The sequence below is a fragment of the Sphingomonas sp. Leaf25 genome (assembly GCF_001421635.1).
In the GTDB taxonomy this organism is placed as follows: domain Bacteria; phylum Pseudomonadota; class Alphaproteobacteria; order Sphingomonadales; family Sphingomonadaceae; genus Sphingomonas.
Genome location: NZ_LMKU01000029.1, coordinates 172,084 through 185,909, shown reverse-complemented (window position 1 = coordinate 185,909; position 13,826 = coordinate 172,084). Strand labels below are relative to the sequence as shown.

Sequence of the window (13,826 nt, the reverse complement as noted above, 5' to 3'; positions counted from 1 at the left end):
CCTAAGGGCGGCTAAGTCGAAGAAGGCGGAGCGTCTGCCCGATCATGGCGGTGATGTGGCGGCTCGGCGCGCGATTGTCCAGCGCGATCGGCGCCAAGGTGCGGAAACCGGCCAAAGGTGCCGCACCCAACGTGCGCGGCACCTTCGACCGGTTGGTCAGGCTGGCGACCTGAGGGGGCCGGGGGAGCGGCAACGCTTCCCCCGGCAATGCTTATGCGCCGACGAACGCGGCGTTGATCGTCAGGTCGACCTTGTCCGACACGGCGGGCACGGCATAGCCCAGACCGAACTGGCTGCGCATGATGCTGCCGGTCGCGGTGAAGCCGACATTGGCCTTCTTGTTCATCGGGTTCTGGCCCGCGCCCATGAAGCGGACGGTGAGCTGCACCGGCTTGGTCTGGTCCTTGAGCGTCAGATTGCCGGTCATCATCCAATGGTCGCCCATCGGCTGGATGCGGGTCGAGACGAACTTGGCGGTCGGATAGGTCGCCACGTCGAAGAAATCCTTCGACTTCAGATGGCCGGCGAACTGCGGGCTGGTGACGGTGAGCGTGTCGGCGACGTTGAAGTCGATCGTGACCTTGCTGGCCGCCGGGTTCTTCGGATCGATCGTCGCGCTGCCGCCGGTCGCGCCGAACAGCCCGTCGAGCATGGTGAAGCCCATGTGGTTGACCTTCCACGCGACCTGCGTGTGCGCCGTGTCGACGGTGTAGGTGCCGGCGGTAACGCGCGACTTGTCGGGCGCGCCGGGCATCTGCGCGACGGTGGGAGCGGCGACCGCGAACAACGTCGCGGCAAGGATCAGGGGGGTGCGCATGGGAAAAGCTCTCCGGTTCGAAGGCGAAAGGATATGCCGCCCTTGTCGGGGGCAGGGGCCTTCGGGTCAAATACCGGATGCGAAACGATCGGTTTCGTGGTTGGTGCCGTGGTGGAAAGGGTCGGTACGGTGGCAGGCGCAGTAGATGCGCAGACCTCGTCATTCCGGCGGAGGCCGGAATCCATTGTGTCGGGTGGTATCGATCGATCCGCAACCGTGCCGCGTCCATGGGTCCCGGCCTCCGCCGGGACGACGGGTAGACCATCCGTCGTTCCCGCGCAGGCGGGAACCCATATCCGCAGCATCCGCGCTGGAGCCGCAACGGTAGCGTCCATGGATTTCCGCCTTCGCGGGAATGACGGGGGAGAGGCACTGGCCCGCCCGCCCGTCGGTCGCGGCAAAGCCGCGCCCCGAAGGGCGAGCTTTGTCGCGCCAGCCGGTCGAAGAATTTGACGGTGCAGCGTCGCCGCTGCGCCGATCAATTCTTCGACTGATCCACCAGCTTGTTCGCCCCGATCCACGGCATCATCGCGCGCAGTTCGGCACCGGTCTTCTCGATCGGATGCGCCGCTGCCTGCTTGCGCGCCGCCTTCAGCTCGGGCTGGCCGGCGCGGTTGTCGAGCACGAAGTTCTTCACGAAGCGGCCCGACTGGATGTCCGCCAGCACGCGCTTCATCTCGGCCTTCGTCTCGTCGGTGATGATGCGCGGACCGGTCACGATGTCGCCGTACTCGGCGGTATTCGAGATCGAATAGCGCATGTTGGCGATGCCGCCCTCATACAGCAGGTCGACGATCAGCTTGGTTTCGTGGAGGCACTCGAAATACGCCATTTCGGGGGCATAGCCCGCCTCGACCAGCGTCTCGAACCCGGCCTGGATCAGATGGGTGACGCCGCCGCACAGCACGGCCTGCTCGCCGAACAGGTCGGTTTCGCATTCCTCGCGGAAGTTCGTCTCGATGATGCCCGACCGGCCGCCGCCGACGCCCGACGCATAGGCGAGCGCGATGTCGTGTGCGTTGCCGCTGGCATCCTGATGGATCGCGACTAGGCAGGGCACGCCGCCGCCCTTCACATATTCGCTGCGCACGGTGTGGCCCGGGCCCTTGGGCGCGATCATGATGACGTCCACGTCGGCGCGCGGCTCGATCAGGCCGAAGTGGACGTTCAGGCCATGCGCGAAGGCGAGCGCCGCGCCGGGCTTCAGGTTGGCATGGATGTCGTCGGCATAGATCGCCGCCTGATGCTCGTCCGGTGCCAGGATCATCAGGATGTCGGCCCAGCCGGCGGCTTCGGCATTCGGCATCACCGTGAAGCCGGCGCCTTCGGCCTTGGCGGCGCTGGCCGAACCGGGGCGCAGCGCAATGGCGACGTTCTTCACGCCCGAATCGCGCAAATTCTGCGCATGGGCATGGCCCTGCGAGCCATAGCCGAGGATCGCGATCTTCTTGTCCGAGATCAGGTTCAGATCGGCGTCGCGATCGTAATAGACACGCATGATGATTTCCCTTTGCAGATGATGGCGTCGTCCGGTTCGGCGACGCGAATAGATTTCAGGCGGCCTCTCGTCCGCGGGCGATGGCGGCGATGCCGGTGCGGGCGACCTCGACCAGCCCGACCTGCGCCATCAATTCGGTGAACTTGTCGATCTTTTCGATCGATCCCGTCACCTCGAACACGAAGCTCGATACCGTCGCGTCGACCACGCGCGCGCGGTAGACTTCGGCGAGGCGCAGCGCCTCGATCCGGTGCTCGCCGGTGCCGACGACCTTGACCAGCGCCAGCTCGCGCTCGACATGCGCGCCCTGCACCGTCAGGTCGATGACCTTGTGGACCGGCACCAGCCGGTCGAGCTGGGCGATGATCTGTTCCATCACCGGCGGCGACGCGCTGGTGACGATGGTGATGCGGCTGACCGCCTTGTCGGCGGTGATCTCCGACACGGTCAGGCTCTCGATATTATAGCCACGGCCCGAGAACAGCCCGGCGATGCGCGCGAGGATGCCGGGTTCGTTGTCGACGAGCACGGCCAGCGTGTGCCGTTCGGTCTGTTCGGTCTTGATGTGCATGGGTTCTACCGTGGAAGATCGATTGTGACGGCGTGCGTCGGGATCGGTATGAGAAGAAGAATGGCGAGAGCGGAAAGTGTCGCGACCAGACTGATGATGCCCCACACCGTCTGCCCTGCGGCAAAGTCGCGATACGTGCGAACGGCGCAGAAGATCGTGACGACGATCAGGAGCCATGCCTGGCTCTGCACCATCGCCATCACACCAGCGCCTTGGCCTCGTCGTCCATCTCGCCCGACACTTCGTTGGCCTGCAGGATCATGTCGGTATGCGCCGCGCCCGACGGGATCATCGGGAAGCAGTTGGCGAGTTTCGCCACCATGCAGTCGACCATCACCGGCCCGTCATGGTCGAGCATCGCCTGAATCCCCGCCTCCAACTGGTCCGGCCGCTCGATGCGGATGCCCTTCCAGCCATAGGCTTCGGCCAGCTTCACGAAATCGGGCAGCGAGTCCGAATAGCTGTTCGAATAGCGCGAGCTATAGGTCAGTTCCTGCCACTGGCGGACCATGCCCATATATTCGTTGTTCAGGATGAAGACCTTCACCGGCAGGCGATATTGCGTCGCCGTCGCCAGCTCCTGAATGTTCATCTGGATCGACGCCTCGCCGGCGATGTCGATGCACAGCGCCCCCGGATTGCCGAGCTGCGCGCCAATCGCGGCGGGCAGGCCATAGCCCATCGTGCCGAGACCGCCGCTGGTCAGCCACTTGTTCGGCGCCTCGAACCCGAAATGCTGCGCCGCCCACATCTGGTGCTGGCCCACCTCGGTCGATACGATCGGCGCGCGATGCTTGGTCGCCTCGTACAGCGCGCGGACGGCGCGCTGCGGCATGATTTCCTTGGCATTCTCGGGGAAGTCGAGGCAGCGCTTGGCACGCCAGCCGTCGATCTTCGCCCACCATGCCGTGAGATCAGGTTTGGGATGCTGGCGTGCCTTCCACACCCGCACCATGTCCTCCATCGCATGGCCCGCATCGGCGATGATGCCCAGATCGGCGCGGACGATCTTGTTCACGCTCGACCGGTCGATGTCGATATGGACCTTGCGGCTGCGCGGGGAAAAGGCATCGAGCCGCCCCGTCACCCGGTCGTCGAAGCGCGCGCCGATGGCGACGACCAGATCGGCCTCGTTCATCACCATATTGGCTTCATAGGTGCCGTGCATGCCCAGCATGCCGAGCCATTGCGGGCTGGACGCGGGCAGCGCGCCCAGACCCATCAGCGTCGACGTGACCGGCGCGCCGGTGATCCGCGCCAGTTCGCGCAGCAGTTGCGACGCCGCCGGCCCCGAATTGATGATGCCGCCGCCGGTGTAGAACACCGGGCGCTCGGCCGCCGCCAGCATGTCGACGACCTGCTCGATCTGCGCGCGGTCGGCCTTCACCTTCGGGCGATAGGTCTTGTGCTGGATCGGGCCGGGCTTGGTATAGCGCGCGGTCGCGACCTGCACGTCCTTCGGAATGTCGACCACGACCGGGCCGGGGCGGCCGGCGGTGGCGATATGGAACGCCTCGTGGATGATATGGCCGAGCTTGCCCGGGTCCTTCACCAGATAGTTATGCTTGCAGCAATGGCGCGTGATGCCGACCGTGTCGGCTTCCTGAAACGCATCGGTGCCGATCAGCGCGGTTGGCACCTGTCCGGTGATGACGACCATCGGGATCGAATCGAGCAGCGCGTCGGTGATGCCGGTGATCGCGTTGGTCGCACCGGGGCCGGAGGTGACGAGCACCACGCCGGGCTTGCCGGTCGAGCGGGCATAGCCTTCCGCCGCATGCGTCGCCGCCTGTTCGTGACGCACGAGGATATGCTTGATCCGGCTATGTTCGAACAGCGCGTCATAGATCGGCAGCACCGCGCCGCCGGGATAGCCGAAGACGACCTCTACGCCGAGGTCGACCAGCGCTTCGACCAATATGTCGGCTCCGCTTTTCTCGGGCATGGGACGGCTCCTTCACTCACACGATTTCGCAGGCGCGATAACAGATTTGGAGTGGCGTCGCTAGTCGCATGAAACGTGCGTGTCAACCATCAATTGCGTAATATAATGTCGAACTTTGCAGATAATGCGCATGTTTCGGTTTCGCCGATGCGAAGCCAGTCGCCCGGCGGCTGATTGCGGAACCAGGTGTATTGCCGCTTGGCATATTGCCGCGTCGCTGCCTGCGCCTGCTCCAGCGCCGCGTCGCGGGTCAGCTCGCCGTTCAGCCATCCCGCCACCTCGGCCACGCCGATCGCCCGGCGGACCGGCGCATCCGCGCCGATGTCGTCGCGGGCGAGTAGCGCCGCCACTTCGTCGCGCGCGCCATGGTCGAACATCTGCGCCAGTCGCCGGTCGCACCGCTGCGCCAGCCACGTGCGGTCGGGCAGCAGCAGCATCGCCCGCACGTCGACGCCCTCGCCGATCCCGCCGCTCCGGTCGCGCTGCCACTCGGCAAGGCTCCGCCCGGTCGAGCGCACTACCTCCAGCGCGCGCGCCACCCGCGTCGTGTCACTGGCCAGCAGCCGCGCGGCGGCGGCCGGATCGGCCTGGGCCAGCGCGGCATGCGCCTCGGCCACCGGCAACGCGCGCACCGCCGCGCGTACCGCCGGGTCGATCTCCGGCACCGGCGCGATCCCGTCGAGCAAGGTGCGCAGATACAGACCGGTCCCGCCGACCAGCACCGGCAGCCTGCCCGCCGCGATCGTCTCCGCCACCACCACCGCCGCGTCGCGCGCCCATGCGGCGGCGGAATAGGCGTCCGCCCCGTCGACATGGCCGAACAGGCGATGCGGTGCGCTCGCCGCTTCCTCAGGGGAGGGTCGGGCCGACAGCACGCGCAGGTCGCGGTACACCTGCGCGCTGTCGGCGTTGATGACCACGCCGTCATGCGCCTGCGCCACTGCGATCGCCAGCGCGGACTTGCCGCTGGCGGTCGGGCCTGCGATGAGCGCCACCCTCGGACGGTCAGGAGAATTCGCCATGTTCATCGCCACGCTGATAGCAGCCGAATCGATCGCCGAGCGCGATATTTCCGATGCGGCCAACCGCCTCGACATGGCCGGCTGCGGCGTCACCGGCTGGGACTGGCTGGACGAGGGCCGCGCCGCCGACATCCGCTTTGCGACCGATCCCGCTGCCGCGCGCGCCGCGATCGAGGGCTTCCATCCCGCGACCGACGTAGCGGTTCAGCGCGCTGCGACCCGCGACAAGGCGCTGCTGGTCGCCGACATGGATTCGACGATGATTACCGTCGAGTGCATCGACGAATTGGCCGATTACGCCGGGATCAAGCCGCAGATCGCCGACGTCACCGAACGCGCGATGCGCGGCGAACTCGATTTCGCCTCGGCGCTCGACGCCCGCGTCGCGTTACTGGAGGGGCTGGAGGAAGCCGCGATCCAGCGCTGCCTCGACGAACGGGTCAAGCTGATGCCCGGCGCGAAGACACTTATCCAGACGATGCGCGCGCGCGGGGCCACGACGATCCTCGTCTCGGGCGGCTTCACCCGCTTTGCCGAGCCGGTCGGCCATGCGCTGGGCTTCCACCGCATGATCGCCAACCGCCTGCTGATCGAGGACGGCCGCCTGACCGGCAAGGTGCGCAAGCCGATCGTCGATGCGACCACCAAGGAAGTGACATTGCTCGCCGCGATCGACGAACTGGGCATCGATCCGGCCGCCACGCTTGCGGTCGGCGACGGTGCCAACGACCTGCCGATGATCCGCCGGGCGGGGCTAGGCGTCGCCTATCACGCCAAGCCGATCGTCGCTGCCGAAGCGGCGGTGCGCATCGACCACAACGACCTCACCGCGCTGCTCCACATTCAGGGCATCCCGCGCGGCGAGTGGGTCGAGGGCTAAGGCAGCCGNTGCCCCCGGCATGACCTGAACAGTGCGGGGCACTGTTCACCCGAAACTGGGCTGGGGGTGGGTAGGCTCGTGGCAGGCGCTATCGTACCCTCGCAGGCCGACCCACCCCCGACCCCTCCCTTGTCAGGGAGGGGAGAAGCCAAACCCGCCCGTTCCGACCCCGATCGCCCGACGCCAGCCCCATGAAGATCAGCGCTTCACCGCCACGCACGTCGTCGGCCGGATCGCGCCACACGCCCGCGTCGCTTCCGCGCTGGAGGCAAACGGGCCGATCTGCAATTTGGTGATGCCGCCCGCCGCCTCGAAATAGGGCTGGCGACCGGCGAACTTGCCCGACACCTGCGACCACAGCCCGCGCGCGTTGCCGGCATCGCGGAACGCGCCGAGCTGCACCCGCCAGCCGCCGTCACGCACCGCTGCGGCCGGGGCAGGGGCAGCGGGCTTCGGGCGAGGCGCGGGAGTCGCTTCCGCCACCCGCGTCGGGGCGGGGCGGGGCGTGACCACGCGCGGCGGGACCGGACGCGCCGTCGCCGTGCGCACCGGCTGCGTCGGCAGGCGGCTGGCGCCCGCTTCCAGATCGCGCGCCATCGCCAGCGCCGCCTGTCGGTCGGGCAGGGGGACATAGCGGTCCATCTCGGCCAGCGTCGACGCCGCCTGCGGCAGCCCGGCCGACGACGCGCGCGTCATCAGCGCATAGGCGCGCCGCCAGTCCTTGGGCACCGAATCGCCGTTGAACAACATCGTGCCCAGCACGAACTGGCTGCGCGGCTCGCCGCGCGTCGCCGATTTCTCCAGCCATTGCACCGCATCGGCGCGCTTGCCGTTCTGGAACAGGATCAGGCCGTAATTGTCCTGCGCCTGCGGATGGCCCTGCTGCGCCGCCTTGGAATACCATTGTTCGGCCTGCGCCAGATCGAGCGGTACGCCGCGGCCCAGCTTGTACGCCTGCGCCAGATTGAACTGCGCATCGGCATCGCCGCCGATCGCCGGCTGGCGCCATTCGCGCACCGCCGTGGCCCAGTCGCCGCGCGACCATGCGTCGACCCCGGCCTTCACATCGGCGATCGCCGGTGCCGCCAGCACCGCCGCACCCATCGCCAGCCACCCGTGTACGCGCATCGAAATCCCCCTTGCGATCGGGGCGACCGTACCAGCGGTTCACCATGTTCCGCAAAGCCTTTCCGGTGGATGGCCCGCCCGCGTTAACGCCTTTTTATCCCGCCGCTGCGACAACGGCGCTGAACGGACACAGGGATACGACAGCGGCATGCGCGTTCTAGCGGTGGCATCGCAAAAAGGCGGATCGGGCAAGACGACCTTGTCCGGCCACCTTGCCGTGCAGGCCGAACGGGCCGGTTGCGGGCCGGTGGTGATGATCGACATCGATCCGCAGGGGTCGCTGGCCGACTGGTGGAACGAACGCACCACCGATCTGCCCGCCTTCGCCCAGACATTGGTCGCGCGCCTCGCCGCCGATCTGGAAACGTTGCGCGCGCACGGCTTCAAGCTGGCGGTGATCGACACGCCGCCGGCGATCACCATGGCGATCCAGAGCGTGATCGCCGTCGCCGAACTGATCGTCGTGCCGACCCGCCCCAGCCCGCACGATCTGCGCGCGGTGGGGGCTACCGTCGATCTGTGCGGTCGCGCCGGCAAGCCGCTGGTATTCGTCGTCAATGCCGCGACGCCGGGCACCCGCGTCACCACCGAAGCGACGATGGCCTTGTCGCAGCACGGCACGGTCGCCCCGGTCATCGTCCATCACCGCGTCGATTTCGCCTCGTCGATGATCGACGGCCGCACCGTCATGGAACTCGACCCCGATTCGAAATCGAGCGCCGAGATCGCGCAACTGTGGACCTATCTCCACGACCGGCTGGAAAAGAATTTCCGCCGCACGGTGTTCGCCGTGCCGGCCGCGCCCGCCGGTGCGCTCGGCTTCGGCCGGCGGGGCATGGGGCAGGGCTGATGGCACCGATCGATCGCCCCGCGCCGCTCGTTCCCGGCCTGCTCGCCCGCAGGGGCGAGGCGCGCCCGGCGATGCGCCCCGGCGGCATCGCCGGCATGCTGGTCGAGGACGACGACCTCGGCTGGAACGATTTCGGCCAAAGTCCCGACCCGCGCGCCGAACTGCCCGCAGTGCTGCAACAGCGCGCGCAACTCCAGCAATTGACGCTCGGCAGCGATGCCGTGCCGGTCGCCCCGCCCGAAGGGGAAGTGGCGGCGCTCACCCTGACGCTCGACCCTGACCGGCTGTGGCGCCTCCGCCTCGCCGCCGCCGCGTGCGGCCTGTCGGTCGAGGCGTGGCTGGTCGATGCGATCGACCGGCTCCTGCCGCCGCCCTCCGACCTTTCGTCCACTCCCGTTTCCGATGCTCCGAAGGTGCAGCCATGACCAACCGCCTGCTCGTCTCGATCGGCCTCGCCACCGCCATGCTCGGCGGCTCGCTCGGCATCGTCGCCATGGGCACCGGTGCGGTCGCCGCCGGCGGGGATGCCGCCGCACCGCGCCTCGCTGCCAAGGCCGCCGCGATGCTGGGCAAGGACAAGGGGGTGCAGGCGGTCGGCTTCGCCGAACAGGCGGTGGCGCTCGCCCCGCGCGACGCGAGCTATCGCGCGCTGCTCGGCCGCGCCTATCTTCAGGCCGGGCGCTTCGCCTCGGCGACGCAGGCGTTCAGCGACGTGCTGGCGCTCGACCCCGCCGATGGCCGCGCCGCGCTCAACCTCGCGCTGGCGCAGACCGCGACCGGCGACTGGGTCGGCGCACGCGGCACGCTCACCGCCCATGCCGAACGCATCGCGCCCGCCGACCGCGGCCTTGCCCTCGCGCTCGCCGGCGATCCGGCCGGCGGCATCGCGCTGCTGGCCCAGGCCGCGCGCGATCCCGCCGCCACCGCCACCGTCCGCCAGAATCTCGCGCTCGCGCTCGCGCTCGACGGCCGCTGGATCGAGGCGCGCTCGGTCGCCTCGGTCGACATGGCCCCGGCGCTGGTCGATCAGCGGCTGGTCGAATGGGCCGCCTTCGCCCGCCCCGGCAACGCCGCGCAGCAGGTCGCGGCGCTGCTGAAAGTCACCCCCGTCGAGGATCGCGGCCAGCCGGTGCAACTGGCGCTCGTCGCACCCGCCGATCCGGTGGCGGTCGCCGCCGCCGACGCACCGCTCGTCGCGGTCGCGGCGGTCGATCCGGCACCGGTCGAGGCTGTCCAGACCATTCCCCCTGCGCCGGTTCAGGTCGCGACGGTCGAGGTCCCCCGCCCGGCGATCAGCTTCGCCCCGCGCCGCGAGATCGTGCAGGCACTCCCCACCGCCTACGCCAAGCTCGCCCCCGCCGCCCCGGTACGGATGCAGACCGCCGCCGCCCCGGCCCGTATCCAGACGGCTTCCGCTCCGGCGAAGGGCAATTATTACGTCCAGCTCGGCGCCTATGAGAACGCCGCCGTCGCCCGCGACGCATGGACGCGGATCAGTCGCCACGTCCCCCGCCTCGCCGGCCACGCGCCGCAGGGGATGCGCGCAACGATCCGGGGCAACGCCTATTACCGCCTGTCGGTCGGCGGCCTCGCCCGCGCCGATGCCACCGGCCTGTGCGGCACGCTGCGTGCATCGGGTGGCCGCTGCTTCGTCCGCGCCCATGCCGGCGAGCAACTCGCCGTCTGGGCGCGCGGCGGCAACCAGGTCGCCGCGCGCTGATGATCGATCGGCCTCCTTCGAACCGGACGTCATCCCAGCGAAGGCTGGGATCTCCCCGTGATAGCGCGCGACAGGAACCGCACGAGGCCCCAGCCTGCGCTGGGGCGACGGTTCCGGGCGGATCGATCCGCTACTAAAGTTTCCCGAGCCTCTCCCAGGAGGAGGCGGCGCGTTCCCTCACAGGAACGCGCCGCCCTTTATCGCCCGCAGTACCCGGCCCTGCACCGGCAGCCCGTCGAACGGGGTATTGCCCGCCTTGCCGGCGAAGCCATCGGCGCGGACCTGCCACGGCGCATCGGCATCGATGACGATCAGATCGGCCGGTGCCCCTTGCGCCAGCGTACCCGACTCCAGCCCGAGCAGCTTCGCCGGGTTGGCGCTGAGCAGCGCGAACAGCCGCTCGATCGTCACCACCCCGTCGCGCACCAGCCCCAGTCCCAGCGCCAGCAGCGTCTCCGCGCCGGCCATGCCCGGCTCGCTGTCGGCGAACGGCAGGCGCTTGGCCTCCGGCCCGCGCGGGTCGTGCCCCGAACACAGCACGTCGATCGTCCCGTCGGACAGCGCGGAACGCGCCGCCTGCCGGTCGCTTTCGTCACGCAGTGGCGGCGAGAGATGCGCGAAGGTGCGGAAATCGCTCATCGATATATCGGACAGGTAAAGATGCGCCGGAGTGATCCCGCACGTCACCTGCACCCCCCGGCGCTTGGCGGCGCGAACGAGATCGAACCCGGCCGCCGTCGTCACCTGCCGGAAATGCAGCCTTGCGCCGGTTTCCTCGGCGAGCGCCACGTCGCGCGCGATCGCCAGCGCTTCGGCAAGGGCAGGGGCGGCGGGCAGCCCCAGCCGCGTCGCCGTCTCGCCCGCCGTCGCCACCGCGTCACCCGTCAGGCCACCGTCCTCGGCATGGGCGATCACCGTCAGGCCGCAGTCGCGGGCATAGGCCAGCACCTTGCGCATCACCCCGCTGTCGGCGATCCAGCGCCGGCCCGTTGCCACCGCGCTCGCCCCCGCCTCGGCATTGATTGCCATCTCGGCGAGGTCGCGCCCTTGCAGCCCTTGCGTCGCCGCCGCGATCGGATGAATCCACAGGTCGGGTTTGCCCATATGCGCCGACCTTGCGACCACGCCCGGTTCGTCGAGCACCGGCGTCTGGTCGGGCATCAGCCCGACGCGCACGATCCCGCCCGCGCGGCACGCCGCCGGGTCGCTGGCGAACACGCCCAGATCGACGATCGCCGGCGCGATCAGCTTGCCGCCCAGATCGATCGTCTCGCCAACAGCGACGGTGTCCGGGCCGCCGATCACCTCGCCCGCGACATGCAGCGGCGCGTCGCTCACCCCGCCCACCGGGCAGACGCGGGTGCCGTTCACGAAGCTGACGTTCATGCCCAACCCTCCACGCCGCGGCTCCTTCGGGTCAACACGTCGAGGCACGCCATCCGTACCGCGACTCCCATCTCGACCTGTTCGGTGATCGCCGATACCTGCGGGTCGTCGGCGACGTCGCTGGTGATCTCGATCCCCCGGTTCATCGGCCCGGGGTGCATGACGAGCGCGCCCGGTTCGGCACGTTTCAGCCGCTCGCGGGTCAGGCCATAGCGCAGATGATATTCGCGCGTGGACGGGATGAAGCCGCCGTTCATCCGCTCGTTCTGCAACCGCAGCATCATGACCACGTCCGCCCCCTCCAGCGCCGCGTCGAAATCGGTGAACGGGGTCACGCCCATCCGCTCGATCGCGGCGGGCAGCAGCGTGGCCGGGGCGACGACGCGCACCTCGGCCGCCAGCGTGGTGAGCGCGAGAATGTTCGATCGCGCGACCCGGCTGTGCAGGATGTCGCCGCAGATCACGACCCGCTTGTGCGCGATCCCGCCCAGCCGCCTGCGGATGGTCAGCGCGTCAAGCAGCGCCTGCGTCGGATGCTCATGCCATCCGTCGCCCGCGTTCAGCACCGGGCAGTCGACCTTGTCGGCGATCAACTGCACCGCGCCCGACGAGCTGTGACGGATCACGATGACGTCGGCGCGCATCGCGTTGAGCGTCACCGCCGTATCGATCAGCGTCTCGCCCTTCTTCACGCTCGATTGGCCGGCGTGCATGTTGACCACGTCGGCGCCCAGCCGCTTGCCGGCGATCTCGAACGACAGCAAGGTGCGCGTGCTGTTCTCGAAGAACGCATTGATCTGGGTGATGCCGCCCAGCCGCCGGTCGCCGGGGGCGCGGCTGCGGTTCGCGTCGATCCACTGTTCCGCCTCGTCGAGCAGGAACAGGATCTCGTGCGGTTGCAGCCCCTCGATCCCGGTCAGGTGGCGATGCGGAAAGACGGCGCCGCCATCGATCATGGCGGCGGGGCGGTGGTCGGATGCGCGCATGACCGGGGCGGTTAGGCCGCTTGGGTTCCCCGCGCAAGCCGAACCCAGCCGCGCCCCTCATGCCCGAAGCAAAAAGCGTCCGGGTGCAGGATTTCGGCAAGGATCTCCGCCGATTCGACCAGCCGGGGGCCGGGGCGGTTGAAGAAATGATGGCCATCGGCGACGAGCACCCGATCCTCGCGCACCGCCTTCAACTCGGCCCAGCCCGGCCGCTGCGTCAGCGGCGACAGGTCGCCCAGTGTCTGCGGAATCTGGAACCCGCACGGCATCATCACGATGACGTCGGGATCGGCGGCGACCAGTGCATCCCACTCCGCCCATGGCGAATGCTGTCCGGCCTGCGCGAACAGGCTGACGCCGCCGGCTGCCTCGATCAGTTCGGGCACCCAGTTGCCCGCCACCATCAGCGGGTCGATCCACTCGACCGCCGCCACCGTGGGCCGGGTCGGCTGCGCGGCGGCGGTCGCGGTGATCGCCGCCAGTCGCGCCTTCAGTCCGGCGACGACCGGCCCGGCGCGCTCGGGGACGCCCAGCGCCTGCGCCACCCGCCCGAAATCACCCCACACGTCGCCAAGATCGTCGGGGGCGAGCGACACCAGCACCGGATCGTTTCCCTGCCAGTCGGTCAGCGCGCCGATGAGGTCGTCGGGCGTCACCGCGCACACCGCGCATTGCGACTGGGTGAGCACCACCTGCGGTTGCAGCGCGCGCAACGCCGCCGCATCGACCTCGTAGCACGACAGCCCGGCGGTCACGATCGCCTGCACCCGGTCGTCGATCAACCGCGAGGGCAACCCCTTCTCGATCTTCGTCGCGGTCAGCCGGGGCAGGGCGCTCATTTCGGGCGGAAAGTCGCACTCATGACTCCGCCCGACCAGATCGGGACCGAACCCCAGCGCGACCGCGATCTCGGTGGCGCTGGGCAGGAGCGAGACGATACGGGCCATGGGGGTTCCTGATACGCTGCGAAGAAATCGGACTGGCGATAGGCGGCGGCAGGGCGAACCGCAAACTCTCCCCTCC

General features: G+C 69.0%; 15 protein-coding genes. 5 read left to right on the top strand and 10 right to left on the bottom strand.

What is annotated here, in order from left to right:
- Window positions 1–44: 44 nt before the first annotated feature.
- Entirely contained in the window at window positions 45–173 is a 129-nt protein-coding gene (locus ASE78_RS19790) for a hypothetical protein (protein WP_268795714.1), read from the top strand.
- 38 nt (window positions 174–211) lie between these two features.
- Here ASE78_RS19790 and ASE78_RS12560 read toward each other — a convergent pair whose 3' ends face one another.
- From ASE78_RS12560 to miaA, 6 genes are all read right to left on the bottom strand, one after another.
- Window positions 212–817, bottom strand: a complete 606-nt coding sequence (locus ASE78_RS12560; protein WP_056497711.1) for a YceI family protein — start codon at window positions 815–817, stop codon at window positions 212–214.
- 478 nt (window positions 818–1,295) lie between these two features.
- Window positions 1,296–2,315: a ketol-acid reductoisomerase gene (gene ilvC, locus ASE78_RS12555; RefSeq protein WP_056497708.1), complete on the bottom strand. Its 1,020-nt coding sequence runs from the start codon at window positions 2,313–2,315 to the stop codon at window positions 1,296–1,298.
- 55 nt (window positions 2,316–2,370) lie between these two features.
- Window positions 2,371–2,886 (bottom strand): acetolactate synthase small subunit, encoded by a 516-nt coding sequence (gene ilvN / locus ASE78_RS12550; protein WP_055760063.1) that lies wholly within the window; start codon window positions 2,884–2,886, stop codon window positions 2,371–2,373.
- Between the two features lie 5 nt (window positions 2,887–2,891).
- Window positions 2,892–3,086 (bottom strand): hypothetical protein, encoded by a 195-nt coding sequence (locus ASE78_RS12545; protein WP_056497703.1) that lies wholly within the window; start codon window positions 3,084–3,086, stop codon window positions 2,892–2,894.
- Complete coding sequence (locus ASE78_RS12540; RefSeq protein WP_056497701.1) at window positions 3,086–4,831, bottom strand: acetolactate synthase 3 large subunit; 1,746 nt, start codon at window positions 4,829–4,831, stop codon at window positions 3,086–3,088. The genes ASE78_RS12545 and ASE78_RS12540 overlap by 1 nt, the downstream gene beginning before the upstream one ends.
- 89 nt (window positions 4,832–4,920) lie before the next feature.
- A complete protein-coding gene (gene miaA / locus ASE78_RS12535) occupies window positions 4,921–5,853 on the bottom strand; it encodes a tRNA (adenosine(37)-N6)-dimethylallyltransferase MiaA (protein ID WP_056497699.1) in 933 nt (310 codons plus the stop codon).
- Between miaA and serB the strand changes: the two genes are divergently transcribed.
- A complete protein-coding gene (gene serB / locus ASE78_RS12530; RefSeq protein ID WP_056497695.1) occupies window positions 5,852–6,733 on the top strand; it encodes a phosphoserine phosphatase SerB in 882 nt (293 codons plus the stop codon). The genes miaA and serB overlap by 2 nt on opposite strands.
- 198 nt (window positions 6,734–6,931) lie before the next feature.
- Here serB and ASE78_RS12525 read toward each other — a convergent pair whose 3' ends face one another.
- Window positions 6,932–7,861 carry an SPOR domain-containing protein gene (locus ASE78_RS12525; RefSeq protein ID WP_200911052.1) on the bottom strand — a complete coding sequence of 310 codons (930 nt, stop codon included), beginning with the start codon at window positions 7,859–7,861 and terminating at the stop codon, window positions 6,932–6,934.
- 148 nt (window positions 7,862–8,009) lie between these two features.
- Between ASE78_RS12525 and ASE78_RS12520 the strand changes: the two genes are divergently transcribed.
- Genes ASE78_RS12520 through ASE78_RS12510 form a run of 3 tightly spaced genes read left to right on the top strand, consistent with a single transcriptional unit; the run spans window position 8,010 to window position 10,431 of the window.
- Window positions 8,010–8,711 carry an AAA family ATPase gene (locus ASE78_RS12520; RefSeq protein WP_055760084.1) on the top strand — a complete coding sequence of 234 codons (702 nt, stop codon included), beginning with the start codon at window positions 8,010–8,012 and terminating at the stop codon, window positions 8,709–8,711.
- Window positions 8,711–9,136 (top strand): hypothetical protein, encoded by a 426-nt coding sequence (locus ASE78_RS12515; protein WP_056497691.1) that lies wholly within the window; start codon window positions 8,711–8,713, stop codon window positions 9,134–9,136. Before ASE78_RS12520 ends, ASE78_RS12515 begins: the two co-directional genes overlap by 1 nt.
- Window positions 9,133–10,431, top strand: coding sequence for an SPOR domain-containing protein (locus tag ASE78_RS12510; RefSeq protein WP_056497687.1), 1,299 nt, complete (start codon window positions 9,133–9,135; stop codon window positions 10,429–10,431). Before ASE78_RS12515 ends, ASE78_RS12510 begins: the two co-directional genes overlap by 4 nt.
- A gap of 177 nt (window positions 10,432–10,608) precedes the next feature.
- Here ASE78_RS12510 and ASE78_RS12505 read toward each other — a convergent pair whose 3' ends face one another.
- Genes ASE78_RS12505 through ASE78_RS12495 form a run of 3 tightly spaced genes read right to left on the bottom strand, consistent with a single transcriptional unit; the run spans window position 10,609 to window position 13,750 of the window.
- The gene (locus tag ASE78_RS12505) at window positions 10,609–11,817 is read right to left on the bottom strand and encodes a dihydroorotase (RefSeq protein WP_056497685.1); all 1,209 of its coding nucleotides are present in this window, start codon (window positions 11,815–11,817) and stop codon (window positions 10,609–10,611) included.
- Window positions 11,814–12,803, bottom strand: a complete 990-nt coding sequence (locus tag ASE78_RS12500) for an aspartate carbamoyltransferase catalytic subunit (RefSeq protein WP_055760093.1) — start codon at window positions 12,801–12,803, stop codon at window positions 11,814–11,816. The genes ASE78_RS12505 and ASE78_RS12500 overlap by 4 nt, the downstream gene beginning before the upstream one ends.
- A gap of 11 nt (window positions 12,804–12,814) precedes the next feature.
- Window positions 12,815–13,750: a cobalamin-binding protein gene (locus tag ASE78_RS12495; RefSeq protein WP_056497681.1), complete on the bottom strand. Its 936-nt coding sequence runs from the start codon at window positions 13,748–13,750 to the stop codon at window positions 12,815–12,817.
- Between the last annotated feature and the right edge of the window lie 76 nt (window positions 13,751–13,826).